22 protein-coding genes are annotated in these 24,030 nt (G+C 36.2%); 11 read left to right on the top strand and 11 right to left on the bottom strand.

Going from position 1 to position 24,030, the window contains the following annotated elements; genetic code table 11:
- Nucleotides 1-73: 73 nt before the first annotated feature.
- Together MKX39_RS02430 and MKX39_RS02425 are read left to right on the top strand one after the other, a co-directional pair.
- Entirely contained in the window at nt 74-763 is a 690-nt protein-coding gene (locus MKX39_RS02430; protein WP_340768138.1) for a TVP38/TMEM64 family protein, read from the top strand.
- 17 nt (nt 764-780) lie between these two features.
- Nucleotides 781-1,512 carry a metallophosphoesterase family protein gene (locus tag MKX39_RS02425; protein WP_340768136.1) on the top strand — a complete coding sequence of 244 codons (732 nt, stop codon included), beginning with the start codon at nt 781-783 and terminating at the stop codon, nt 1,510-1,512.
- A gap of 208 nt (nt 1,513-1,720) precedes the next feature.
- Here the strand turns inward: MKX39_RS02425 and MKX39_RS02420 are convergent, their stop codons facing one another.
- The gene (locus MKX39_RS02420) at nt 1,721-1,969 is read right to left on the bottom strand and encodes a hypothetical protein (RefSeq protein ID WP_093536005.1); all 249 of its coding nucleotides are present in this window, start codon (nt 1,967-1,969) and stop codon (nt 1,721-1,723) included.
- A gap of 452 nt (nt 1,970-2,421) precedes the next feature.
- Nucleotides 2,422-2,919, bottom strand: coding sequence for a flavin reductase family protein (locus MKX39_RS02415; protein WP_340761375.1), 498 nt, complete (start codon nt 2,917-2,919; stop codon nt 2,422-2,424).
- A 154-nt stretch (nt 2,920-3,073) separates the two neighbouring features.
- On the opposite strand from MKX39_RS02415, the gene MKX39_RS02410 reads away from it, so the two are divergent.
- Nucleotides 3,074-3,394 (top strand): general stress protein, encoded by a 321-nt coding sequence (locus MKX39_RS02410; RefSeq protein ID WP_093536009.1) that lies wholly within the window; start codon nt 3,074-3,076, stop codon nt 3,392-3,394.
- 249 nt (nt 3,395-3,643) lie between these two features.
- Here the strand turns inward: MKX39_RS02410 and MKX39_RS02405 are convergent, their stop codons facing one another.
- Genes MKX39_RS02405 through MKX39_RS02390 form a run of 4 tightly spaced genes read right to left on the bottom strand, consistent with a single transcriptional unit; the run spans nt 3,644 to nt 6,385 of the window.
- Nucleotides 3,644-4,120: a methylated-DNA--[protein]-cysteine S-methyltransferase gene (locus MKX39_RS02405; RefSeq protein ID WP_340768135.1), complete on the bottom strand. Its 477-nt coding sequence runs from the start codon at nt 4,118-4,120 to the stop codon at nt 3,644-3,646.
- Nucleotides 4,113-5,021 (bottom strand): DNA-3-methyladenine glycosylase family protein, encoded by a 909-nt coding sequence (locus MKX39_RS02400; protein WP_340768134.1) that lies wholly within the window; start codon nt 5,019-5,021, stop codon nt 4,113-4,115. Before MKX39_RS02400 ends, MKX39_RS02405 begins: the two co-directional genes overlap by 8 nt.
- Nucleotides 5,021-5,593 carry a bifunctional transcriptional activator/DNA repair enzyme AdaA gene (locus MKX39_RS02395; protein WP_340768132.1) on the bottom strand — a complete coding sequence of 191 codons (573 nt, stop codon included), beginning with the start codon at nt 5,591-5,593 and terminating at the stop codon, nt 5,021-5,023. Before MKX39_RS02395 ends, MKX39_RS02400 begins: the two co-directional genes overlap by 1 nt.
- 21 nt (nt 5,594-5,614) lie before the next feature.
- Nucleotides 5,615-6,385, bottom strand: a complete 771-nt coding sequence (locus MKX39_RS02390) for an isocitrate lyase/PEP mutase family protein (RefSeq protein WP_340768131.1) — start codon at nt 6,383-6,385, stop codon at nt 5,615-5,617.
- A gap of 233 nt (nt 6,386-6,618) precedes the next feature.
- On the opposite strand from MKX39_RS02390, the gene MKX39_RS02385 reads away from it, so the two are divergent.
- Nucleotides 6,619-8,757: a type IA DNA topoisomerase gene (locus MKX39_RS02385; RefSeq protein WP_340768130.1), complete on the top strand. Its 2,139-nt coding sequence runs from the start codon at nt 6,619-6,621 to the stop codon at nt 8,755-8,757.
- Nucleotides 8,758-8,934: 177 nt separating this feature from the next.
- On the opposite strand, the gene MKX39_RS02380 is transcribed toward MKX39_RS02385, so the two are convergent.
- Together MKX39_RS02380 and MKX39_RS02375 are read right to left on the bottom strand one after the other, a co-directional pair.
- The gene (locus MKX39_RS02380) at nt 8,935-9,960 is read right to left on the bottom strand and encodes a DmpA family aminopeptidase (RefSeq protein ID WP_340771310.1); all 1,026 of its coding nucleotides are present in this window, start codon (nt 9,958-9,960) and stop codon (nt 8,935-8,937) included.
- 29 nt (nt 9,961-9,989) lie between these two features.
- Nucleotides 9,990-11,378: a bifunctional metallophosphatase/5'-nucleotidase gene (locus MKX39_RS02375; protein WP_340768129.1), complete on the bottom strand. Its 1,389-nt coding sequence runs from the start codon at nt 11,376-11,378 to the stop codon at nt 9,990-9,992.
- A 134-nt stretch (nt 11,379-11,512) separates the two neighbouring features.
- Here MKX39_RS02375 and MKX39_RS02370 point away from each other — a divergent pair, with 134 nt between their 5' ends.
- From MKX39_RS02370 to MKX39_RS02340, 7 genes are all read left to right on the top strand, one after another.
- On the top strand, nt 11,513-12,013 hold the full coding sequence (locus MKX39_RS02370) for a TspO/MBR family protein (protein WP_340761368.1): 501 nt from the start codon (nt 11,513-11,515) through the stop codon (nt 12,011-12,013).
- Between the two features lie 251 nt (nt 12,014-12,264).
- The gene (locus MKX39_RS02365) at nt 12,265-12,828 is read left to right on the top strand and encodes a helix-turn-helix domain-containing protein (protein ID WP_093536035.1); all 564 of its coding nucleotides are present in this window, start codon (nt 12,265-12,267) and stop codon (nt 12,826-12,828) included.
- Between the two features lie 199 nt (nt 12,829-13,027).
- The gene (locus tag MKX39_RS02360; RefSeq protein ID WP_340768128.1) at nt 13,028-14,296 is read left to right on the top strand and encodes a hydroxymethylglutaryl-CoA reductase, degradative; all 1,269 of its coding nucleotides are present in this window, start codon (nt 13,028-13,030) and stop codon (nt 14,294-14,296) included.
- 1 nt (nt 14,297) lies between these two features.
- Nucleotides 14,298-14,744: a hypothetical protein gene (locus MKX39_RS02355; protein ID WP_340768127.1), complete on the top strand. Its 447-nt coding sequence runs from the start codon at nt 14,298-14,300 to the stop codon at nt 14,742-14,744.
- Nucleotides 14,741-16,096: a tripartite tricarboxylate transporter permease gene (locus tag MKX39_RS02350; RefSeq protein WP_340761365.1), complete on the top strand. Its 1,356-nt coding sequence runs from the start codon at nt 14,741-14,743 to the stop codon at nt 16,094-16,096. The genes MKX39_RS02355 and MKX39_RS02350 overlap by 4 nt, the downstream gene beginning before the upstream one ends.
- Before the next feature lie 18 nt (nt 16,097-16,114).
- On the top strand, nt 16,115-17,029 hold the full coding sequence (locus MKX39_RS02345; RefSeq protein WP_340768126.1) for a hydroxymethylglutaryl-CoA lyase: 915 nt from the start codon (nt 16,115-16,117) through the stop codon (nt 17,027-17,029).
- A gap of 365 nt (nt 17,030-17,394) precedes the next feature.
- The gene (locus MKX39_RS02340; protein WP_340768125.1) at nt 17,395-21,114 is read left to right on the top strand and encodes a DUF6359 domain-containing protein; all 3,720 of its coding nucleotides are present in this window, start codon (nt 17,395-17,397) and stop codon (nt 21,112-21,114) included.
- A gap of 100 nt (nt 21,115-21,214) precedes the next feature.
- Here the strand turns inward: MKX39_RS02340 and MKX39_RS02335 are convergent, their stop codons facing one another.
- The 3 genes from MKX39_RS02335 to MKX39_RS02325 form a co-directional block, all read right to left on the bottom strand.
- On the bottom strand, nt 21,215-22,060 hold the full coding sequence (locus tag MKX39_RS02335) for a DUF1028 domain-containing protein (RefSeq protein WP_340768124.1): 846 nt from the start codon (nt 22,058-22,060) through the stop codon (nt 21,215-21,217).
- A 102-nt stretch (nt 22,061-22,162) separates the two neighbouring features.
- Nucleotides 22,163-23,011, bottom strand: coding sequence for an MBL fold metallo-hydrolase (locus tag MKX39_RS02330; protein ID WP_340768123.1), 849 nt, complete (start codon nt 23,009-23,011; stop codon nt 22,163-22,165).
- A gap of 71 nt (nt 23,012-23,082) precedes the next feature.
- Nucleotides 23,083-24,000 (bottom strand): exonuclease domain-containing protein, encoded by a 918-nt coding sequence (locus tag MKX39_RS02325; RefSeq protein ID WP_340768122.1) that lies wholly within the window; start codon nt 23,998-24,000, stop codon nt 23,083-23,085.
- Nucleotides 24,001-24,030 lie beyond the last annotated feature (30 nt).

Here is a 24,030-nt window from a genome sequence, read left to right as displayed (position 1 = left end):
AAAGTTTTTTAGTAACCTTAAACCGTGGTACGATTGGACAATAAATGTGTGAAGGACCAGGTGACGTTAACAAATGAAGAATAAAATTCAACATCTTACAAAAAGACAATGGATTATTTGGGGCGCCTTGCTATTAGTTTCAGTTTTCGTCTTATTAAACAAAGATATTGTGACGTCCTTATTACAAGGAGATATAGATGAGGTCCAACTCTTTCTAGAAAGAAATATCGGCTATGCACTATTTTTTATGGCACTAGTCATGATCATACAAAATTCATTTACTATATTTCCACTTATTCTCGTGATTACGATCAATATCACATTGTTCGGATTTATAAATGGCTTTTTGTGGAGTTGGTTTACGAGTATTATTGCATCCGTTATTGTGTTATATGGAGTTCGCTATGTTTTCCAAGAAATTATTATCGAGAAGTTCAACAAAGGTTTAATAGATAAGGTAGATGCAAATGGTTTTGCCTACGTACTTCAAGGTAGACTCTTTCCATTTATCCCAACTAGTCTTATAAATATTTTGTCTGGACTAAGTACAATTCGTATAATACCTTTCACAATAGCTACTGCAATTGGGAACTTCTTATATTTCTTTGTTCTTGCATTGATTCCCGCTGGAATACTTTCATCGGATGTAGATGAGTATGTCATTTTCGGTGTTATTTTTGCGACTATCCTTATTTATTATTTAGTGAAATATTTGAAACACCATAAAAAGAAAGAGAAAGAAAAAACGAAACCGGCAGAATAAGTTGTAGGAGTGATTTTTTGAAAGTAGCTATTTTAACGGATATACATGGAAATGAACTTGCATTACGAGCAGTATTAAACGAAATAGATACTAAAACAGATGTGCAGGAAATATGGTGTCTGGGTGATATGATTGCCATGGGACCAGATACGAACGAAGTTCTAAATATACTATTTGACCGCTCCGATGTTCGAATGATTACCGGAAATCATGATGAAGCAATACTATCCCTTATTTCAGGGAAGGGACATCCCGAGAGCTACAAGCATACACGTGAACATCATGAGTGGATTGCAAATCAACTATCCCATCAAAATGTCCAACGACTAGAGCAACTCCCTCGAGTTATAACTAAAGAAGTTAATGGTACACGCCTTTTGGGAATTCACTATCATATCGAGCCACATCTCTTAGAAGCTCATATAAGAGAAGAGCCTTTTCATCCTATTTTAAAACCTACATTAGAAAATACGTGGAGTATGTTCAGTGAATATCCGGCGGATATCATTTGCTTTGGACATAATCATCCCGAGCATTTATTCCAAACGGACAACAAGATAATGCTGAATCCAGGAGCTCTTGGAGTGTCTAAAGGAAATACCGCACCATATGCAGTATTAGATTTTACTTTAAGCAAACCAAATGTAACCATCCATCACGTCGCTTATGACAAAGAAGCTTTTCTACAAAAGTTTGAAACACTTCAAGTACCACAAAGAGAAATACTGTTTAAGCTTTTTTATATTTGATGTATCCAAATCTCTCCCAAGTATTACACTTTGGAGAGATTTTTTATATACTCGATGTCATTTACTTACGCTATGATTTCTTTACTTGTATTCACTTGCGTAACGAAATTTAATTACAATCTAAAAATAAAAGGACATGTTAGCTAAATACGATCAATTGATTTTCCATAAGGAATTATTTTTACCCTTATTAAGATCCCAATATATTTTAACGTTTCTTTTGTCCTTGCACCTTGAATAATGCTTTGTGAAAATTGACAAGACTATTCCCTATAATTCCACCTATAATAGCACCAGTCCCTCCTGTACCAATAGCAGATAAAATAAACACAACGAGTGGTGGGTTATTCCCTGTTGCGATTAATATATAAATAGCAAATAATATACCGAAAATGCAAAAGAGAATGATCCAAATATAATGGTGTATTGTTAAAGACACCATTGATTCCTTACCCATATAAAATCCCCTTCCATTAAATTAAATGAAAAAGGACAGAAAATGGAACTCTCTGTCCTTCTTTCATCTAAAATCACTCACTGCACTATTTTTACTTTAAAAAAGCAGCAGTTAATCCTACATCAACTAGTTCTTCGAGAATATAAACTTAGTCAAATAACGTTACACTATATAGCCACCAACAACATTTTTGGAGAATATCCCTTTAAGTAAATACTCTCCATCTGCTCCCAAAACTAAACCTCTAACTACGTGAATATAGAGATTTCCATCACTATGTTGTACAACCTTTACTTTTACCGACAGCTTTGGGTTTTGCAGGCTAAAGAAGATTCCTAGGAACATTTAATTTGGTCAAAGGCTAAATAACCCCTTCTTGAGCAATAATATTTTTGGATTTTCAAGCTATAACACAAAAAGGACATCCATCTGGATATCCTTTTTGTCTATAATCATTTATAAAATTCTGTCGGTATCGCACCAATATTTCTGCGGTGGTACAGTAAAGGCTCTTTTGCTGCATTTTGAATATGAAGAACCTCGCCTATCATAATTGTATGGTCACCAGCTTCTACTTTGTTAAATACTTTACATTCTAGTGTTGCTAACGAGTTAGAAAGCACGGGCAAATTCAATTCTGATTTGTTCCATTCACACTCTGCAAATCTATCCTCCACTTTACTAGCAAATAAATTACATATATCTCCTTGGTCAGCAGCTAGAATATTTACCGTAAACTTATCTACTTTTAAAAACTCTTCATATGAGTATACTCGCTTATCAATAGACCATAATATTAATAATGGATCTAACGAAACTGAGGCAAAAGAATTTACAGTCAATCCCATTGGCTTCCCATCACTATTAAAAGCTGTCACTACTGTAACTCCTGTAGGATAATTTCCCATTGCTGCTTTAAAGCTAGCTACTTGATCTATTTTATTGTCCATCTTATAACATCCATTCTCTTTTTCTTTTAAGCATATCAAAACCATACATTTCTTTCACACATTTGGATTCATTCCAAGCTATTTTGTTTAAACTCCCTATTATCGGGTAAATATATACTAGAACACATTACTAACAAAAATGGAGGAATTATACATGACAGTCAAACTAACAGTTGAAAATGCAGTTCAAGCAAAACAAGAAATTGAAAAACTTGAAACACAAGGATACGTTCGAGACAATATTCATATTTTCGCCCATTTTAAAGAAAGAGCCGACGATATCAATGATGCGTTAGACACTTCAGATGTTGGGATGAAAGAACAAGGCTTTTTACAATCATTTAAAAACATGTTCACTTCTCGTGGAGATGAGCTTCGTAACAAAATGGAAGCTGCTGGTATTTCTAAGCAAGAAGCAGAAGCAGCTGAAAAAGAATTAGATGAAGGTAAATTAGTAATCATTGCTCATAATTAAATAATCGAAGTATATCCCATTCCTTCATAGGAATGGGTTTTTTAATTATTTTATTCACTAATTGGCGTTCTGGTGATGAACACTTGTAAATGGATCAAGCGATATATGCCGTTAATGTATTATGTACGGAATTCATGACTTAAGCTTCAGACTTTCCAATTGACTAATAGAGCAAATATTTTTTCTTACCCAAAACATGTCGTGCATTTTCAATGAAATTCATAAAGCTTCACTGTAATATCCTTCGATTTACTCTTCCCTTTTAAAGGACCTCTCATGCTGAAGTAACCACTCTTTTCTCCACAAACCACCTGCATAGCCTGTTAGTCTTCCATTTGATCCGATAATTCGATGGCATGGAATGATAATACTTAATCTATTTTTACCATTGGCGGTTCCTACTGCTCTAACAGCTTTTTCATTATTAATGGCAGTGGCAATATCTTTATAGGACCCGGTTTCAGCGTATGGAATAGTTGTCAAAGCGTTCCATACCTTTTTTTGAAATTCTGTACCCTCAAAGTTATAAGGAAATGAAAATACATGACGCTCACCCTTAAAGTATTCGTCCAGTTGAATAGAACAATCCACTAAAACCTGTGGGGTTTCAGAGTTTACTGTATTACTCACTTCATCGCCCTCAATAAACATAATAGAACTAACTACTTCCTCTGTTCCCACTATTTCTACTATGCCAATTGGAGATTTGTAATCTAATTTATTCATATAAAGACCTCCATAGATAAAAGGTGGCATACGCTTGCCAACCTTGCCAATTTGTTGCTACGTCTTTAATTTCCTCTATTGTCGGTTTACGATTAAGCCCTAGTGGAACCTTTAAAGCATTATGAAGTCCGACATCTGCTATCGGAAAGGCAGATGATTGATGTAAGCATTTCATCAGCGCATAATCCGCTGTCCATGGTCCTACTCCCCTTATCCCCAGTAACGACTTTTTTGCTTGCTCATACGTTGGTTCTTGCAGCAACATTTCTTTTGTTAATTCGCCATTTGTCATAGCTTTTGCAACTCCAATTACATATTCAGCCTTCCGAACAGTAAATTGTAGTGTTATTAACTCCTCTACGCTTAGAGTCGCAATTCTTTCATATGTTGGATATAGCCAAAAAGTATTCCCTTCAAAGGTAAGGCACTCCCCAAAGTGTTCAACAAAACGTTGCTTTAATTTGTACGCAAAGGTCAAATTTATTTGCTGCCCCATTATTGCCCAAGTCAACGCCTCAAATAAGTCTGGTATACACATCATCCGTAACCCGTAATATCTCTTGTGAATTTGTTGTAATATCTTGTCTTGTTTAGCTACCTCATAAAAAAGGCTCAAGTCTTGATCCAAATCAAACCATTCCCAAATATACGATGCTATTTCTTCATGACTGGTGATAGACAATGGTTGTGAGGGAAAATCTACATGAATTACAAGTTGAGCGAACCCGATTCTACACAAGATTAATTCTCCATTTACTTTAATCAGCTTATATAGTAACTCATCTCTAATTTGATGTAACACTTCTTCTTGGGACCTACCCAAGAACACTAGGCATTCATCAAAATTGAATTCCTTCGGTGGATATATCTCAATAAACGTTCCGTGATTGCTCCATTGCATTACAGTAGCTCCTTTTTCGCAAGAATTCGATATTCACTTGGTGAACAATTCTTCAAACGACGAAACGCCTTATAAAAACTTGAAGGACTTTGAAATCCAACTTTATAGCAAATCTCAAGATTTGATAGATTTGCACTGCAAAGAAGATGGGCTGCTTTATCAATTCTTATTTTCTCCAAGTAAGTACGCGGAGTTTCTAACGTTTCCTGCTTAAACAAACGCTCCAGATAAAAAGGACTAACACCTACGCTATTGGCAATGTCCTGTAATACCAACTTTTCTTTATAATGATTAATTAAAAAGGTGGTTACATTTCTGACTAGTTCAGTACGCGGGGAATGGTCAACTTCTGGCTGACATCTTTTACAAGCACGAAAACCAGCATGTTCAACTTTATTGATGTCATAATAGAAATCTACATTTATTTTTTTCGGTTTTCTAGATTTGCACGATGGCCGACAGTATATTTTAGTGGTTTTTACTGCCGTAAAAAATAATCCATCATACTTTTGATCGCAAGCCATGACCTTATCCCACATTTCATCAAAAGAAAGATTAAGTATATCCTCCATTGAATTCCACACCTTTCTAGGTCAGTAATCGTATAACAATGAAGTATCTTGTAGCTCCATTAATTGTGCAGCATTGCTGTCTAAAAAGGAAATGATTTTATCAGATAGGGCATTACCAAAGCTAAAACGTTGCACTCCCAATTCCTGCAGTACATGACAATTTGTAAGTTCCGGTAAAGACAATACATTAATTGGAGCATGTATGGTCATTGTGATTTCTTTAATCTCGTCATAGTCGATCATTCCAGGGACAAATATTCCACTAGCTCCACTCTCAACATAGGCCTTTTCACGATTTACTGTTTCATAGAAAGGGTTTTCTGTATGAAAGTATGTATCAGTTCTAGCATTAATATAAAAATCTTGATAGCCATGATTATCTAATGCCATTCTGATTGCTGATAAAAGCGTACAATGTTCATTAATTGCTCTGAGCCCCATTTGTTTCTTGAGTGAGTCCTCAATATTAATGCCAGCCACCCCAACATCTGCCGTCCTTAAAACATTTTCAATAATTGTTTCCTTATCTTCTCCATAGCCTGCCTCAATATCTGCAGTAACAGGTATTTTTACATTTGCTGTAATCGTTTTAATAACTCCAAGATGTCTTTCAAAATCAATTAATTCTCCGTCAGCATATCCAAATGAGTTCGCAATTCCCCAACTTGTTGTACCAATTGCTTTAAAACCTACCTTTTCTAAAGTTAAAGCGGATAACAGATCCCATGCATTACCTAAAAATAATATTTCTTCTGATGAATGTAATTTATTGAATTCCTCAATGAGATTCATTCTAACTCCTCCTAATGGTTGTTTACATTCATTTTACAAGGAGTTTGCGCCTACTTCGTCCTCATTCTTGCGCTTATGGTCGACAAAGTAAAAAATGCCAGGACACATTAGGAAAACAAAGAAAATCCACATAGTTTACATTTACCTTTCATCCTAACCATGGATTAGAAATGCTTCTGAATCTATGCGATAATAGTAGAACTATCATTTTTACCAGTGAAAGAGGTCTTGTCATGAAGCCAGTAATTCTTGCTGAAAAGCCTAGTCAGGCAAAGGCATATGCAGATGCTTTTAAAGTAAAACGTCACGAAGGATACATAGAAATCAATCCATGCCCTATTTTTCCAGAGGGAGCCTATATTACATGGGGAATTGGTCATCTCGTTGAACTTAAAGAACCAAAAGCATATGATCCAAAATGGAATAAATGGTCATTAGCTAGTTTGCCTATTTTGCCAGATAGCTATGAATTTCAAGTTACCAAAGGGAAATTCAAGCAATTTTCCGTAGTAAAAAAATTACTTAAATCTACTGATACTGTTATTAACGCTTGTGACGTAGACCGTGAAGGGTCCAATATTTTCTATAGTATATACAATCAAAGTGGTGCCCGTGGACAATTGATTAAACGCTTATGGATTAATTCATTGGAAGTAGATGAAGTACTGAAGGGTTTTAGTAATTTACAAGATAATCGTAAAGATCTTTTATTATACGATGAGGCCAAGGCTCGTCAAATTAGTGACTGGTTAGTAGGCATGAATGGATCCAGATTATATTCACTTCTGTTGCAGCAACAAGGTATTAAAGAGGTATTTCCTATAGGACGAGTTCAATCACCGACTATATTTTTGATATATCAACGTCAAAGTGAAATCGAACAATTTGTATCGGAGCCTTTTTATGAGATAGAGGCAACTTTCCAGGCAGAAAAGGGAGAATATAAAGGGAAAGCAAAAGCGAAAGATTCCAACAGAGAAAAGATTCGAGCACTCCTTTCCCAACATAATATTCAACCTAACTCTCCTGGAGTAATTAGTTCAATAGAAAAAGTCGATAAGCGGATACCACCACCTCAGCTTCATTCATTGTCGACACTACAGGCTACCGCCAATCGATTATGGAAAACGAGTCCTGCAGATGTACTGAAGACAATGCAGGGTCTTTATGAGAAAAAGTTAGTTTCTTATCCGAGAACTGATGCAAGACATATTACGCCAAACGAATTTTCCTATATAGCGGCTCAGGTTTCTGCTTATCAACAAATCATTGGACATCCTTTTGAAGTAGCTTCACTAGCTCCTAAAAAACGATATGTCGATAGCTCGAAAGTTCAGGAGCATTATGCAATTATTCCAACGAAGAAGCTCCCAACACCTGCAAAATTAGCAGGACTTTCAAATATTGAGCGAAATCTCTATGAAGAGATTGTCCGTACTACATTGGGTATGTTTCATACCGATTACTTATATACAGAAACAAAGGTTACAACAGAGGTGAATGGTTTAGCCTTTTTCACAACTGGAAAAACGGAACGAGATCAAGGATGGAAAGCATTATTCTCTCGCTCAACTAAGGATAAAGAAGAACAACCTCTCCCACCTCTACAGGTACAGGAAAAGGTAGAAAGTAATATTGGTATAAAAGAAGGAAAAACGCTGCCTCCGAAGCCATATACGGAAGGCCAGCTTATTGCCATGATGAAAACCTGTGGGAAGCTTGTAGAGGATAAAATGGAAACTGAAATCTTAAAAGAAGTGGAAGGTCTCGGTACAGAAGCAACACGAAGCGGAATTATTGAAACGATAAAACGCCATGGCTATATTAGTGTAACGAAAAATATAGTTTCTATAACCGATAAAGGACGCGTCCTCTGTCAGGCTATTGAAGGTAATCTTCTCGCTAGTCCATCTATGACCGCTAAATGGGAAACCTATTTACGTAAAATTGGAAACGGAGAAGGCTCGATGGATCGTTTTCTAGGTAGTATCGCTAAGTTTATCCAAAGCTTGATGGACGAGGTTCCAACCCAATTAAAAACAAAGCAGATTAATATAAAGCTAGCGCCTCGGGCTTCAAAGTATGACTCTAAATTTAAGAGAGATCCAATAGTAACATGTCCTAAATGTCAAAAAGGGTCCATCATTGCACATAAGAGCTTTTATGGATGTACAGAATACAAAAATGGTTGCACCCAGACCTTTAATGGCTACTTTTTAAAGAAAAAAATAACCGCTAGCCAAATAAAACTGCTTTGCACTAAAGGAAAAACAAACGTGATCAAGGGATTTGAAGCTGAAAACGGTCAAAAGTTTGATGCGAGCTTAACTTTTGTTGAAGGTAAGATAAAACTAGAGTTTAAAAAAGACTAATTTTTAGTGGTCGATCGATTTTTCGGAGGCATCAATCGATTATCGGCGTTGATCGATCGATTATTTAGGGACATCAATCGATTTTGAGCTGTGGTCGATCGATTATTATCAAATACCTGGTTTGAGAAGTCACTACTATTGAAAAGGCTGATCTTCATAACGAAGATCAGCCTTTATTCATTCAAACGGGTACGGATATACGACAGTTCCATTTCTCCCTGTTGTGGTTTCGGCCTGTGACAAAGAATTTAAAATCGCCTCTTCCGTAACCTCTGCCACTCCTTGGAATAAGTCATTCATAATGGGATGATCATCTCTTAATTGCTGCCTTGTCTCCACACTTTCTTCCAAACTGTGTTGAATTTTATGAGCAGTCGAAAAAGCTATGACAATATCACCACTACCATTACTAAAATGACTACCAGTTCTACCAAGCCCTACCCCACATCGCTTAGCAAGTCGAGTAAGTTGTCTATTGCTTAAAGGTGCGTCTGTTGCCAATACAATCATGATTGAACCATCAGCAGGCTCAGGAAAGTTTGGGACATTCACATTTTCATTCACCAAATACCGTGAAGCTTGGAATTCCTCTTTTCTTCCGAAGTTACTAAGGACCATACAACCGATAGTATAGACTGCATCACTAACTTGAACAATACGTGAAGAGGAACCAATGCCCCCTTTATAACCAAAGCAAATCATCCCTTTACCTGCACCAACAGCTCCTTCAGGTGAAGTTTCTGACGAAGCATTTTGAATACACTCAATCGCATGCTTCGGTTCAATAGGTAGCTTTCGAATTGAATTTAACCTACTGTCATTGCACTCTCCTACCACTATATTAATAGTCCCAGTAGAATCCCCTATTGTAGGATTTCTTTCTAGCATATATTCTAAAGTTCCCTGCGCAACCGCTGGAATACCAAATGTATTCGTCAGCATGATAGGTGATTCAATTAAGCCAAGTTCATTCACTTGTATAAGTCCTGTGGTTTTTCCAAAACCATTTAGAATGTAACTCGCCCCAACTACTTTCTGTTGAAATAAATTACCCCCATGAGGCAAGATTGCTGTGACTCCTGTACAGGCATATTCTCCTCCTCCAAGTGAGCTATCTAATGTAATATGTCCGACTTTAACATCTTGTACATCTGTTATGCAGTTCTTTTTCCCAACAGGGAGTCTTCCTATTGTCACTCCCATTTGTCTAATTTTTTTAGGCTCCACGTTTTCTATCCCCTTATTTTAGAGACTTCTTTCCATTTATGACTAAAAGACTCCTCGCAAAAGTCTAATTTTTCACCATATAAACGAAGAACATCTTTTATTTCTTCTGCTAAGTATTTTTCATTTCGATTGTTCGCAAGACAGGGATATCCAGAACCTCTTTGTAAATAATCAGAGCTACCTACTAAATACCATTTATCATCTTCTAATATTTCGTCATTTACATAGATTGAATGAATTTGCTTCCCATCATGTTCTATTTGAAGTCCTGATGCATGCAGCCTCCCGACAAATCGTCCTCTAAATCCTGGACCTCCTCCATCTGCCAGACATACTTGAGAATCTAACGATTGCTCTAAAGCTTCTTTTAGATACTTACCTTGAATTTCAAAGGAAGTTGGATTTAACGGAGAAGGACATATCTCTATAAGTTTTTTTTCTGTCATTTCATGAAATATTCCCGCATTACAAATACCACTATTAATAAGACCAATTTCTGTACCTAACATATCCTTCAATCCGTCAGCTATTAGGTTAGAAATAGGGTTCTCTTCCACTACGTCATGCCATAAAGAATGTTCTAGTGAATACAAAGGTTCACTTAAAACTTTTACAGCTCTTTCTTTATTTAACCTTAAAATAGAGTCTATCTGTTCACTCTCTTGTATATCCTTTGTAGAGATAGTCTCTGAATGGAGAAAATGTACTGTTCCACCGGCTATTTCTATTTCCATAATACCTATATGTTCTCCATAATTTCCTGCACTATTCATAAATGTCTTATTAATAACCTGTGCCTGTTCAAATAATTTATGATCATGTGCAGAAACAATAATATCAATCTCTTTAACCTCTTTAGCAAGCAGTTCATCTGCAAAAGTACCTACATGGCTAAGTAATATACATATGTCATAATTACCTTCATTATTGGCTATTTCTTCTTTTATAGCATTCGTGTAATCAGTCATATAAATACCTAATCCTTCATTAAATACTCCCATATCGGGAGAAGATCCCGTAAGGAGAATTCGAAGCCCGTTTTTTTCTAAAATAACACTAGATTTAACACCACTTATATGAGAACGATCTTTTTTATACAAGTTATTACTTATAAAAGGGATAGGACTATTACTCGCCATATTCTCTAGAGTATCTATTCCATTGAACATCTCATTGTTACCTATTGTAATCGCATCGTAGCTACCAGCTTCTAATAACTCTATAGCTGCCATACCTTTAGTTCCTTGGAGCTCAATGCTTTTAAAATCAGCAAAATCTCCGCCATCTAAAACAATTGTATTCTCATCTTTATGTTGATTTATTAACGTAACTACTTTTTTATAGTTCTCGAAATTACTATGTACATCATTAGTATGAATAATTTTAAGTCTCATTTATACACCCCTAGTCAGATTTCCCTTGATAATTATACCATATTCTAATTTTTCTAATTATTTATTTTTACCAATATAGATTATTCCGGAGTGTTTAGGGAATGAAATAATAAATAGAACTAGGAGGTTGTAAAATGGAATTACTACAAGTGAATGGTCGGATAAACAAAAAGAAATTAGCACTAAGTATTCTTATACCGGTAGTTGGCGGCTCTATCACAGGTTGGATTGCCAATAAAAATGCCCAAGAAAAATATAAAAAACTAAAACAGCCATCATTTTCACCCCCTGGGGCAGTCTTTCCGATTGTATGGACCACTCTTTACGCAACAATGGGAATTGCTAAATATCGTGTAGACCAAAAGGTGAAAGATATGAGAACGGACTCAACACCAGCTATCCCCTTATACGACTTACAATTAGGTTTAAATTTTTTATGGTCATTCCTATTTTTCCGTTGGGGCTTACGAGGAACTGCACTTGTAGAAATCAGCCTTATGTTAGCATCCATTGCGTTAACAGCGTATGAGTTTCAGAAATTGGACAATACTGCAGGAGTTTTAATGATGCCTTATGTAGGATGGGTTACCTTTGCACTTGGTCTGAATTATTCCGTATGGAAATTGAATAAATAAATTCTTTAGTATGCATGAATTCTATGTATGGGTCCCGGCTAAAATCAGGACCCTTATCTTCTTCCCCTCAATATTTCTGTACTACTTAAATAGTCTAAGAACTAATATGATAAATTTTAATTCTTTACAGTAAATGAACAAATTCACACAATAATCTAGCTGTAAATTTACCGGTGAAAGAATTACAAATGAGAGTAATTAATGTATTATATGATTATTATAGGTTTTAAATTATTTAGGAGGAGAGTCCCATTTATCTTCAACATACTATTGGAAAAAAGGTTAAGGAAGCTAGGTTAAATAATACTTTAACTCAACAAGAACTAGCCGAAAGATGCAGTCTTACGAAAAGTCATATTTCAAAAATAGAAAATGGACAAGCCGCCCCTGCTGTGGCAACTCTATCAAAAATAGCACAAGAGCTAGATACTCCCTTGTCTTGGTTTTTAGAGTCCAATCTTCACAATAAATTATCCATAGTGAAAAGCAAGGATAAAAAATTAAAAATTGGAAATAAAGACATTGGCTATACTTATGAAGCGCTCGCAAATCGTCCTCGCTTTAGTAAAGTAGAACCAGTAATAGTCACCGTCCTACCTGAAGCTGAATATGTAACGCCATTTACCCATAGTGAAGACGAGTTTATTTATATTCTAAACGGGTCGATCAACCTTTACTATGATGGTGAGTTACATTACTTGGAACAGGGTGATAGTGCTTATTTCGAAGGAAACACTCCTCATATTTTTATTTCTGCAGATAAGAACAAGGAAGCAAAAGTACTGACATTTTTTATACAAAATACCCCCCTTTAATTTATGGAACTGCCCGTATTTTTACCTTTCTCATATTTACTAGTCTTCATTAATAATTATTTCTCTATTTTTTGAATTTACTTCGATTTCTGAATAAATTTTAGATTTGGTATTTACAAGTAATAATTATTAATGTATTTTTGTGTAATAGCATTCAACTAGGTTGAATGCTATTACACAAAAATAAGGGGTGTATGTCATGTCAAACACAAGAGTTCCAGGATTTTATCGTTTATCACCTAAAGAAAGATTTGATATTGTTACGGAAGGGCGCAATTTAACAGATGATCAGTTAAAGCATTTATCTGGAGAGAATCCACTTTCGATGGATTTAGCAGACTCAATGATAGAAAACGTAATTGGACAAATAGGCATTCCACTTGGAATTGCAACCAACTTTAAAATTAATGGAAAAGATATGTTTATCCCAATGGCTACGGAAGAACCTTCTGTTGTAGCTGCTGCTAGTAATGCAGCAAAAGCAAGTTATGACCATGGTGGTTTTTTCACGTCAATGAGTGGAACAATCATGCGTGGTCAAATTCAGGTATTAAATGTAGCAGATCCTTATGCTGCAAAAGCCAAAATCTTTGAACATAAAGGTGAAATTTTAGCTTATTGTAATGTGCAAGATCCAACATTGGTTTCATTGGGTGGAGGGGCTAAGGATATAGAAGTTCATATTATTCCAACCAACTCTCAAATAATGTTAGTAATTCATCTAATTGTAGATACAAAAGATGCAATGGGTGCAAATGCTGTTAACACAATGGCAGAAGCAGTCTCTCCAACTATTGAGACAATTACTGGTGGTAAGGTTGTATTAAAAATAATATCTAATTTAGCAGACCTTAGACTTGTTCGCGCAAGAGCAATTTTTTCAACAGAGGCACTTGGTGGCAAAGAGGTTGTGGATAACATTGTAAGCGCTTTCGAATTTGCAGATTATGATCCTTATCGAGCAACTACACACAACAAAGGAATAATGAATGGAATTTCTGCTGTAGTCTTGGCAACTGGAAACGATACTCGTGCAGTAGAAGCCGGAGCACATGCCTATGCTTCTATATCTGGACAATATAAATCTTTAACAAAATGGGAAATAAATGCGGATGGCAACTTATCCGGTTCTATTGAGTTACCAATGGCTGTTGGGATTGTTGGTGGTGCAACGAAAACACATCCGGTGGCACAAGCTGCCCTTAAAGTAATGGGAGCTAGCTCTGCTGAAGAACTTGCAGGTTGTATAGCAGCTGCAGGACTAGCACAGAATGCTGCAGCATTACGGGCCTTATCTGCTGAAGGTATTCAAAGAGGTCACATGTCTTTACATGCTAGAAACTTAGCAGTAATGGCTGGCGCAAAAAAATCAGATATAGATAGAATCGTCGCACAAGCTGTCAAAGAGAAAGACCTTAGATATGACCGTATCTTAGAAATAACGAAAGCAACTCAAAGAGGTGAATAGGATGGCAGATAACCATAAATCACCAACTACTGATTTGAATAAAAAAACAAAAACATATTTAGAAATACTTGGAGATACAATTCTACCAAATCAATTACTTTTTGCGGTTTTAATAAGCGTAGGCATTAGTTTAGGAGGTTACAATATCGGCCTTTGGTTACTCCCTTCTATCGCTAGTGAAAGTATGGTAGCTTCTTACTCATTGCTTATTGGGATTTTAGGTAGTGTTTTCTCTTTAGTACTTTGTTCCATTCTTTTTAAACCAAAAAGAATATTAGTTGAAGAAGAGACTTCTTCTGAAAGTATGAGACAAGTTTTTGAAGATTTACAATTAGATCCTCTAGAAGAATTAGAACTAATCGAAAATGATCCAATCACTAAGAAAGAATTGGAAGAATTCGGAGTTTTAAATAGTTTTCTTGCACTTAGAGAGGAGCAGAAGAAATGAGTTTACTAATTACAGCTATTTTATTTGCATTACTTGGTGCAATTGTCTTCTCTTTAATAGGATTGATATCTGGTACTGATGAGACAGCGATTATGGTCCCACTTACTTTGTTAGTAATCCTTCTTGGTGCACCTCCAGCTGCCGTTTTTTCATTTTTTATGGCAGCAGTTCTAGCAAAGCATCTTACACATGCCGTACCAACTGCATTAATGGGTATACCCGGTGATACTACAGCTGTTCCATTAATAGATCATGCGAACACTTTAAGAAGAATGGGTATGCCACATATAGCACTTAGGAAAATGATTTCAGGTGGAATTATTGGTGCATTCATTGCTTTACCAACTGCTGTTCTATTAGGCCAGTTTTTGGGTCAATTCGCTGACTTCTTCAAGTCATCAACAGGAATAATTTTTACACTAGCTGCTATTCTAATCGCCTTTTTCTCAAAAGGTAAATGGGTAAGTGTTTTAATGATTATTCCATTCGCTTTCTTTATTAAAAGTTTAGATTTAGTGAGTTTTAGCATACTCGATAAGCATTTATCTATCAGTTTCTTTTTAGGAATTGCTATAGGTCCAATTTTTTGTGATCTTTTATTCGCGACCTCCTCTAGCGCTAGAAAGACTATTGAAAGAGATAAAGCTAAAGAATATCATCTGGCTCCTGAAACAAAAACGTGGAAAGGATACTTTCCGAACCCTTTAAAAATTTTAACTGGAAGACAACAAGTATTCACTTCCATTACAACTTTTATTTCTTCTCTTACTTTTGTTTTTAGTCCTGTAGGAATGACTTCCCTAATGGGTGAAATTGTCGGTTCCCGTACAAAAGGTGCCTATAAGAAGTCTACTACTAGTTTAGCAGTAATGAATGGGGTAACAGAGTCTACGTATATCGCAGAAGTAATCATCCCATTAATAGCTTTTGGGATTCCATTAAGTCCTGTTGCTCTTGGTCCAGGGTCACCATTATTTAATGCACCACCAGTATTCACTGTCGACCCTATAAATAATTTGCATACCTACCTAACTTCATGGGAATTTTTCCTTTACGGTGCAATTGGACTCATTATCGCTTCGTTAATCGCCTATCCTTTTTCTATGAACTATGCAAGAAAAGCTTCTGTACTAGTGATGAAGCTTGTTAGTCAAGAAGCTATTGTTGCTATGTTCATTGGACTTGCTTGTTTACTTGCATTCCACGAAGCACAACTTGTTGGTATTGTACTTACGTTCACAGTGGCAGCAGTTGGTGGTCTTCTAAATCGCATTCTTGGAATTGGCGCTGGTGTACAATTTATGATTTTCTATGCGTCAACTTGGATTATGATGACGCTCTTCGGAATATAAGTAAAAGGAGTTTTTAATATGACAACAACCAGGTTTCCTAAAAGTGTAAGCATTAGAGAAGTAGGACCACGTGATGGATTACAAAATGAAAGCAAATTTATTCCAACAGATGAGAAAATACAATGGATAGATCACTTATCTAATTCAGGTTTAAATTATATAGAAGTTACTTCTTTTGTAAATCCTACTTGGATTCCTGCACTTTCGGATGCAGAGTATGTTGCAAAACATATTAAGAAAAATCCAGACGTCTCTTATGCTGCCCTTGTTCCAAATACAAAAGGGTTATTCCGCGCCTTAGAGAGTGGTATTGATGAAGTCGCTGTTTTCATCTCTGCAAGTGAGACTCATAATAAGAAAAATATTAATAAAACTATTTCAGAAACAGAGATTGTCTTATCGGAAGTTGTTAAAGAAAGTATTTCCAATAAGAAAACAATTCGAGGATATATTTCCACAGTTTTCGGTTGCCCTTATGAAGGAAATATAGAAACTGATCAGGTAATACGATTAGCAGATTCCCTATTTGAAATGGGTATAAATGAATTATCATTAGGTGACACAATTGGGATTGCTAATCCCGTTCAAGTGAAGCAAGTTTTAGAGCAACTTCTTAAACGATACCCCGCAGATAGTATCGCAATGCATTTTCATAATACCCGAGGAACTGCTTTAGCAAATGCACTAGCTTCATTGGAAATGGGTATTTCTAAATTCGATAGCTCTCTGGGTGGTTTAGGTGGATGTCCTTATGCTCCAGGAGCATCAGGCAACTTGGCAACTGATGACTTAAATTATATGCTCACAAATATGGGTATTGAAACAAATATAGATCCAAAAAAACTCAACGCAGCCGCACTGTATATACAAAGTAAACTTCAAAAACCTTTAGATAGTTATAGTGTGAAATACTATGAATCTCAACATAAATAATGAAAAGAGAATAAATTGACTAATTTCTAGTACCAAGTATCAAATGGCTGATACTTGGTACTTTTTTCTTCCTTACTAATACCTGCTACACTCCCCTTAACTTTCATCATTTTTCTAGTTTATAGCAATTATATAATTACCAAACACCTTAAATTTACACGCAACTTTGCAACGACATAAATTTTATTTTTCCAGTTCTTTATATTCAATAGTTATTAGTTATTTTTTATCAGAGAATAAATTACTCCAACTACTTCTTACCTGTTTTTAAGGAGATATTCTAATTTTTACAATTTTCCCTCAAACCTGTCATTTTCTTTTGCTATAATCTATCCGAAATATAAATTTGTTTAGGAGTGGATAAAATGATAAAAAAGAGTCTTTGGAATCATGCTTGTAATAAGGTTGCCGTTTCCCTCATATTAGTAGTTTCCATGTTTGTCCCATTTATAATTGCACCTAGTGTTCAAGCTGCAGAACCTATCAGCGTCTCAGAAGCAATTTCAAATAACACAGGGACCGCGACAGTTCAAGGATATATCGTGGGAACTGCTAATTCTGGAACTTCCTATGATCAGGAAGCTCCTTTTACAGTAGCTACAAATATTGGATTAGCAGATTCACCAAATGAAACAAATCCATCTAATATTTTACCGGTTCAATTACCGACTGGAGCACTTCGAACAGCACTGAATCTAAAAGATCATCCTGAAAACTTAAAAGCAGAAGTAACCGTAACTGGATCATTAGAAGCTTACTTTTCTGTTCCAGGTCTAAAAAGTCCAACTGCTTACACGATAATCTCTGATGGAGAAACTCCACCTGAATCTCCAGAAGTAGAGGTGTTGGAAAATATTGCTGCAGCTCGAGTGATTACTAACCCGGACAAATTAGTTAAAATCACCGGAACTGTCACTACTGGGATGGGGTATTGGGGCGGCAATGCCTTCTATCTTCAAGACACGTCGGCAGGTATTTATGTATTTACCTCTTCGGCAGATGTAAATCCTGGTGATGTCATTGAGCTGGAAGGTAAAGTTAGTCCATACAGTGGAGAATTACAAATTCAACCTACTAAAATATCAAAAGTTTCCTCAAGCAATGAATTACCACTAGAACAAATCATTACACCAGCGGGAGTCAATGAAGAGACTCAAGGTGAACGAGTAAATTTGAATAATGTAATAATTAGTAATTTGACTAAAATCAATGACTATGGAACATTCGAATTTACTGCAACACACGAAAATGGAGAGTCTGTTGTTATTCGAAATGACAATAGAAATGGTCTTGACTACAATACGTTTGTTCAACGCTATAAAGCAGGCGATTTAGTTAATGTTTCTGGTATCGCGTCTAAATTCAATACAACTTATCAAGTAAAAACACTTGGTTTAGACAGCTTTAACTTAGTGAATAAACCTGCAGTCTACACGGATATATTCCCTGGGACAATATCAGAAGGAACTGAAATTTCTTTATTTACTCCAATCGATGGTGCAGCCATCTATTACACACTAGATGGGTCAACACCTTCTACTGAAAGCATGCTATATACTGGACCAATTACTTTATTAACGAATACGACGATTAAGGCCATAGCTGTTACCGATACAACATCAGAAGTATTTTCTTTTACATTTGATGTGTTAAAAACAAATAACCTATCAATTCGTGATATTCAGGGACTATCCCACTTCTCAAATTATGAAGGTGCAACAGTTCAAGAGATTACTGGTGTTGTAACTCATCTCTACAATTCAGCAAACTTTGTCATTCAAGATGTTAATGCCGATGATGACAATACTACATCAGAAGCATTAATCGTCAATAAGGCTTCTAATGGTTTCGCAGTTGGAGACTTAGTTACAGTAGCAGGATCCGTGGAGGAATGGTACTACGAGGGCTATTCAGATATGAAAGCAAATGATCTTCCTATTACTAGAATTCGTGCAACTTCGGCTACCAAATCTGGAACAGCAGAATTACCCGAACCTTTAGTAATTGGTGAAGATATTTTTCCTCCTACAGAAATAATTGATAATGATAGTTTAACTACGTTCGATCCATTAGAAGATGGAATAGACTTTTGGGAATCCATTGAATTAATGCGTATAGCTGTACCAGATGCAAAAGTTATTGGACCGCAAGAATATGGAGAAATACCTGTAATTGCAGGAAATTCTACGAACACACAGTTCAATGTATTAGGCGGAGTAAACATTTCTGCAAATGACTATAATCCTGAGAGAATATTAGTATTAACAGGAAATGAAAAATATGATGCAAAATCAGGTGATTATTATACTGGGGACATTGTGGGAGTGATGGGCTTCGGCTTTGGTAATTTCAAGCTTTGGGCTGAGGAGTCTACTCTACCTCCAATTACTCGAGTTGAAAAACCAAATGTAGTGACAAATATCGAACCTAACGAAGATAAATTAACTGTTGCAGCATACAATGTTGAAAACTTTTCAACAAACACTGAAAACACCCCTGATGAAAAAGTAGCGAAAATTGCCAAGTCTTTTGTGGAGAACATGAAATCACCTGATATTATCACTCTTGTAGAAGTTCAAGATAACGATGGCCCTACCGCTTCTGGAAATACAGATGCCTCGGCAAGCTATCAAAGGTTAATCACAGCAATTGTAGCTGCTGGTGGACCAGCTTACGCTTGGACCGATATAGCACCGGAGTACGACCAAGATGGTGGACAACCTGGTGGGAATATTCGTGTTGGTTACTTGTACAACCCTAATCGCGTATCCCTTTCCGAAGGAGTAAAAGGAGGTTCCACTGATAAAGTAGCATGGGACGAAGCTGGAAACCTCACTTTGAATCCTGGCAGAATTCTTGACTTACCACAAAAAAATACACGTAAGCCATTAGCTGCGCAATTTGAGTTCCAAGGAGAGAAAGTAGTAGTAATTGGTGCTCATTTAAATTCTAAAGGTGGAGACCAGCCATTATACGGTAAAAACCAACCTCCATTCCTTGGCTCTGAGGCAGAAAGAATTGAGTTAGCTACGATGATTAACCAATTTATCCAATCTGGTATAGAAAAGAATCCAGATTTAAATGTAATCGTTGCTGGAGATATGAATGATTTCGAATTCACCCCAACACTTGCTGCACTAAAAGGTGACATCTTAACAAATATGGTAGAAAAAGTACCCGTGGGTGAGCGTTTCTCCTATTTCTACCAAGGGAATAACCAAGTACTTGACCATGTTCTAGTTACAAATAATCTAGCCAATAAAACTGAAGTAGATATGATTCACATTAATGCTAACTATATGGACATTCATGGACGTGCTTCCGACCATGACCCAGTTCTTATTCAAGTGGATTTGAACGAGCCGGTTACTAAGACTCTTACAGCAAATAAAACAGCATTTGAATTAGAAAAAGGCAAAAAAGCTATTATTAAGCTAACTGAAACAACTGAGGGCTCAAATACAACTGAGGATGTTACACAAAAAGCTAACTATAGCGGTTTTAATAGCAAAATTATTTCCGTAAACAAAGGTGAAATTACCGCTAAGTCAAGTGGGACAACAATTATTACAGCAACGTATGGTGACAATTCAGTAACGATTAAAGTGACTGTCCATACGGCAAATAATGGAGAAACTATTATTACGGAAGATAAAGTAGATACTTCAAAAAGTATTATTACGGTGGATGGCTCTGTGATGCATAATGCTGGAGATGTTAAAATCCGTTTTACAGAAGCAGCTTCAAGCAAGATTAACGCTACAAATAAAGACGTTGTGATTAATCTTATGAATGGGACATTCTCGATAACTGCAAAGAACTTTGATGTACTTGCAGCAAGTGGGCAATTTACTTTGCACTTGGATTACCATGTACCACCAGGGTTACTAAAGGAAAAAAATAATCATAAAGTTAAGGACGACTTGAAACTTAAAGATATGAATTTCCTTGATAGCAGCAACCAAAAAATCACAAAAGGATTTACTGATTATTTTATCATCACTACTGAAGGGAAAAAAGGAACTAAGGAAGCCGCTTACTACGACCAAAAGTCTAAAAAGTGGAAGTTCAAAAAGATTAAGTAGATATTAAATAACGAGGGTCATAACAAACGTTATGACCCTCGTTTTCTTTTTCAAATTATATAAGGTTTGATAGTCTTTTTACACCACCATTTTTGTATTACTACTTATTAATACGCATGAATTCTATAACTTTAGTATCGATATAACCTCTTTCTTGCACTCGTTCATCAAAATTTTCAATTAGGTGATAAGAATGAATAGCATCCAATAAGTCATCCATTTCCGTAAGATCCCTGTCTAAAAAACCATTTTCATATAACATATTTTGAATCTCATTTGCTAACATTCCTTCAATAGCCACAATATCCTCTGGAACTGTTTCTGTAAAATATAGTTGATGTAGCTTTAAGAGCCTTGCTAATTCTTTCACGGGATCAGCATGATCATCCACTCGAAGATCGATATACCGGTCCGTGTAACCTCCATAACTACCATTTTCTTTTACTATTAACAAAGAAGCAGACTGTTTACCTCTTTTATCTCCTCCTGCACTTTCTCCAGCTTGTAATGCAGCTAATAGGCGTTCCGCAAAAGCTCCCTCATGTTGGAGGAAAACTGTCTTCATCGCCTGAACTGTATCTTCATTGACTAATATGTTCCCTTGAATTGCAAAGTTTGTTCCTGCAAATCCTCCTGCCCATTCAATACAATCTTCTCCAGTATATATGGCACTACGACCACTTGCATCCACTATACCAACTTGTCTAGCGCCTGACTTTTCATCATTCGCTACCAACTCTTTTAGAACTTCTTCCGGTGACATGCCATCTTGTAGCATGTCCAAGCCATCGATGCCATAATCTAAATTAGCCCAAGACTGAGTCGCAATTGCTCCTACACCTGCTTTTGCAAATGGGACAACTGCTCCCACACACAAAAACTTGGAAGCAACGGCAACTCCTAATTCTTTTGTTTGCGGATCGAAGCCAACAATGGAAAATGTCATTTGCATACCCCTTTTCACTCAATCTATTTATATTTTAACTTTTTATTCTGACAATTAAAAGAGATCCCATTATATGTATGAGATCTTCTATTTTCACTGTCATTATTCTTTTACATATTTTCCATGGCGCGGCAATGCTATCGAGTCAAAATCCGTGACTAGCAAGTGTAAATTGCTAGTAAGTAAATCTCCCTTCATAGGTAAACCATGTCCAGTTATTGCAACTTTAGGTTTTAAGTTTGAAAGCTTGTTTACCGATTCCCTAGCTTTTTCCCAGTCAGGCGTGAGATATCTTGGAGGACCACTTATTTCCTGTTCCTGCGTGAACACCTTATACAAATACTCTTGTTTCACTGTAACAAATGCATCTCCCACTATTAATACCCCGTCTTTCTCTCTAAATAAGGAGATGTGACCCGGGGTATGACCTGGCGTATGAATCCATTGAAAATCATCCATAAAAGGAACTGTTCCATCTGCCGGAAGCGCTTCAACATGGTCTCCTAGATTTATAGCATCCACAGGGAATAGGAAAGACATTTTGGCTACAGATCCTCCTTCAACTGTTGGATCGGGTTTTGGATAGCTTTCTTTACCTGTTAAAAAAGGTAATTCTAATTCATGAGCATAGACAGGGACATTCCACTTATTTACTAATTCAACTATTGCCCCAACATGATCAAAATGTCCATGGGTTAAGATAATTGCTTTTGGCTTTTTGTTTACACCATATCGTTCTTCTACTGCAGAAATAATTTCATCCGATGAGTAAGGCATACCTGCATCTACTAATACAAAGTCCTCAGAGTTAGGTTCGCCTACTAAACAAATATTAACGATTTGAATGGTATGGCAATAAATGTCCGGTAATATCTCGATTCCTATACCACTTCCTACAGAAGTTGCTGGTATATATTTGTAATCGTCGCCGTATGATATTGAATTGTCCAAGTAATTCACCCTTTCCTTAACTGCCATTAGCATTTCACCGGAATAGCTTATTTATACTTTTAGCCAACTCTTTAAACTGAATACCTAACTAATCTCAAAAAATCTTGTTCTCCAACTATTTCAATTGGAAGTCCTTGTTGAATCATCCCTTCTACCTTTTGCATTTTGGTGCTTTTTATACCCTGTAAATATTTGGCTAAGTCATTATCTCCCACTACTAAGTAATTTGTTTGATGATCCACCGCCCCTTTACAAACTGCTCCACAATTCACTGCAAGTTGTGCTGCTTTCGTTCTGGTCATAGAGTGCATTCTTCCGGTGAAAACAATTTGCGCTTCGTAAAATGGATGCTTAGAATTTAGTTCTGCATCTTCCGGTTCTAAAAACTCGATTGTCATGTCTGCTTTATTTTTGCGTTGGGCTGGTTGCTTTTTAGCTTGAATGGATGACTTTATCGTCACATTATGTAGTTTGGCCAGTTGTTTCACTGTACTTGTCTGAGTTCTCTGCAGGGCTTCTAATGTAATAATAGCAGCAGCGCGAGCATCCTCTAAAGCATCGTGATGTCTCAAACTAATACCCAAATAATTCGATACAGTCGATAGCTTATGATTGTATAATTGCGGCCACACTTTTTTGGCAATTCGAAAAGAACATCCATATTCAAAATGTGGAGATGGTTCATGGAATTGACGCAAACATTCTTGTAAAACACCCATATCAAAACTTGCATTGTGTGCAATAATAACTTGACCTTCAATAAGATCTTTCATGTTCGGCCAAAATTCCTCAAAGGTTGGTGCTCCATGCACCATATGTTCAGTAATTCCATGAATTTTTATATTATAATAATGGAATTCACTTAACGGATTTATTAAGGATTGTATTTCTCTATATATTTTCCCGTTCTTTACTTGTACGATTCCTACTGAACATACACTAGAACGAAGATTATTGGCTGTTTCAAAATCGATAGCTATAAAGTCCATTTACTTCACCTCATTTAGTTAGATCGTCTC

Origin of the sequence: Psychrobacillus sp. FSL K6-1464 (assembly GCF_038003145.1) — a bacterium.
Taxonomy (GTDB): Bacteria; Bacillota; Bacilli; order Bacillales_A; family Planococcaceae; genus Psychrobacillus; species Psychrobacillus psychrotolerans.
This window is presented reverse-complemented; position numbering and strand designations above follow the sequence as displayed.

What these genes read in the sequence shown, in the direction of transcription:
- MKX39_RS02380 (WP_340771310.1), bottom strand. Translation starts at nt 9,960, where the DNA reads ATGGGAGTGACAATAGGAAGACTCCCTGTTGGGAAAAAGAACTGCATA.
- MKX39_RS02345 (WP_340768126.1), top strand. Translation starts at nt 16,115, where the DNA reads ATGACAACAACCAGGTTTCCTAAAAGTGTAAGCATTAGAGAAGTAGGA.
- MKX39_RS02375 (WP_340768129.1), bottom strand. Translation starts at nt 11,378, where the DNA reads ATGAGACTTAAAATTATTCATACTAATGATGTACATAGTAATTTCGAG.
- MKX39_RS02360 (WP_340768128.1), top strand. Translation starts at nt 13,028, where the DNA reads ATGTCAAACACAAGAGTTCCAGGATTTTATCGTTTATCACCTAAAGAA.
- MKX39_RS02325 (WP_340768122.1), bottom strand. Translation starts at nt 24,000, where the DNA reads ATGGACTTTATAGCTATCGATTTTGAAACAGCCAATAATCTTCGTTCT.
- MKX39_RS02405 (WP_340768135.1), bottom strand. Translation starts at nt 4,120, where the DNA reads ATGAATAAATTAGATTACAAATCTCCAATTGGCATAGTAGAAATAGTG.
- MKX39_RS02340 (WP_340768125.1), top strand. Translation starts at nt 17,395, where the DNA reads ATGATAAAAAAGAGTCTTTGGAATCATGCTTGTAATAAGGTTGCCGTT.
- MKX39_RS02335 (WP_340768124.1), bottom strand. Translation starts at nt 22,060, where the DNA reads ATGACATTTTCCATTGTTGGCTTCGATCCGCAAACAAAAGAATTAGGA.
- MKX39_RS02370 (WP_340761368.1), top strand. Translation starts at nt 11,513, where the DNA reads ATGGAATTACTACAAGTGAATGGTCGGATAAACAAAAAGAAATTAGCA.
- MKX39_RS02410 (WP_093536009.1), top strand. Translation starts at nt 3,074, where the DNA reads ATGACAGTCAAACTAACAGTTGAAAATGCAGTTCAAGCAAAACAAGAA.
- MKX39_RS02430 (WP_340768138.1), top strand. Translation starts at nt 74, where the DNA reads ATGAAGAATAAAATTCAACATCTTACAAAAAGACAATGGATTATTTGG.
- MKX39_RS02420 (WP_093536005.1), bottom strand. Translation starts at nt 1,969, where the DNA reads ATGGGTAAGGAATCAATGGTGTCTTTAACAATACACCATTATATTTGG.
- MKX39_RS02400 (WP_340768134.1), bottom strand. Translation starts at nt 5,021, where the DNA reads ATGCAATGGAGCAATCACGGAACGTTTATTGAGATATATCCACCGAAG.
- MKX39_RS02415 (WP_340761375.1), bottom strand. Translation starts at nt 2,919, where the DNA reads ATGGACAATAAAATAGATCAAGTAGCTAGCTTTAAAGCAGCAATGGGA.
- MKX39_RS02395 (WP_340768132.1), bottom strand. Translation starts at nt 5,593, where the DNA reads ATGGAGGATATACTTAATCTTTCTTTTGATGAAATGTGGGATAAGGTC.
- MKX39_RS02350 (WP_340761365.1), top strand. Translation starts at nt 14,741, where the DNA reads ATGAGTTTACTAATTACAGCTATTTTATTTGCATTACTTGGTGCAATT.
- MKX39_RS02355 (WP_340768127.1), top strand. Translation starts at nt 14,298, where the DNA reads ATGGCAGATAACCATAAATCACCAACTACTGATTTGAATAAAAAAACA.
- MKX39_RS02385 (WP_340768130.1), top strand. Translation starts at nt 6,619, where the DNA reads ATGAAGCCAGTAATTCTTGCTGAAAAGCCTAGTCAGGCAAAGGCATAT.
- MKX39_RS02390 (WP_340768131.1), bottom strand. Translation starts at nt 6,385, where the DNA reads ATGAATCTCATTGAGGAATTCAATAAATTACATTCATCAGAAGAAATA.